General features: G+C 68.2%; 1 protein-coding gene. It reads right to left on the reverse strand.

From position 1 onward, the window contains the following. A partial coding sequence (locus tag ACFW1I_RS38380) for a GDSL-type esterase/lipase family protein (RefSeq protein ID WP_384678821.1) occupies positions 1-1,019 on the reverse strand: 1,019 nt, incomplete at its 3' end. Between the last annotated feature and the right edge of the window lie 134 nt (positions 1,020-1,153).

Consider the following 1,153-nt stretch of genomic DNA (forward strand, 5'->3'; position numbering starts at 1 on the left):
TCGCCGCCCTTGTTGAGGTGGACGTTGACCGATCCGTCGGGGTTGATCAGGAGGTAGTCGGCCTTGCGGTCGCCGTCGAAGTCCGCGAACCGCACTCGGGAGGAGTCTGAGGTCAGGCCGGTGGCGACCTGTCCCATGTCCTGCCAGCCCCCGTAGCCGTCGCCGCCCTGGTTCAGGTAGACGTTCACCGACCCGCTGGGATTGACGATCCAGTAGTCAGCCCTGCTGTCCCCGTCGAAATCCGCCCACCGCACACGACCCGACCCCGCCTCCGAACCCCCACGGGAGGTCGAGGGGCGTTGCGCAAGTCCGTCGGTGACGGCCTTCTCCAGCCCGTTGAAGAAGACGTCTGCCATCCGGGCGTTCCCGGCGTCGTTCGGGTGCAGCCGGTCGTTCATCTCCGCGGTAGTCAGGGCCGGCGGATCCAGGTAGCGGAACCTCTGCCCAGCCAGGCTTCCGAACTGCAGCGCCTTGATGCTGTTGTTGTACGACTGGGCTGCGAACTGGAGCTCCGGCGTGGTGGGGATCAGCCCCTGGACCAGGACGGTGACGCCCGGCCGGTCGGCGAAGATGCGGTGGGCCAGGTCGGTGAACGCGGCGGCGGCACGGTCGGCGGATGCCTTGGTGTTCCGGGCGGGGTCGCGGTCGAGGTCGTTGATGCCGATGTGGAGCAGGACGACATCGGGGGTGGCTGCCGAGAGCCAGCCATCGATGCCGGCACGAATGTCGGCGACGCGATAGCCGCTGTGACCTTCGTTGTCGGGGTCGGGGACGTTTCCGAAGCTTTGGGTGCCGACGTAGTCGATCGTGTATCGGGACTGTCCCGCAGCGGAGTTCCACAGCGGAAGGCGGTAGCCCGCGCCGGTCGTGCCGCCGACACCGGCGGTGATGGAATCACCCAGCGGCATGACCCGGAGCGCTGGTGAAGGGGGAGCCGCCGCGTGCGCGGCCGGCGCCGTGGAAAGGGCGCCGGCGAGAATCGCCAAGGCTGCGAGTCCGGCCCGTGCGAGGCGCTTCATCAGAAGGAGAGCCTTTCGGTATCTCGTCGAACAGGGAGTGTCAGGCGCCGGTGGCGATGCGGCCGAGGTTGGTCCAGCCGCCGTGTCCGTCTCCGCCGTTGCTGGTGTAGGCGGTGATGGAGCCGTCGGTGTTG

The organism is Streptomyces sp. NPDC058955 (assembly GCF_042741435.1).
GTDB lineage: Bacteria > Actinomycetota > Actinomycetes > Streptomycetales > Streptomycetaceae > Streptomyces.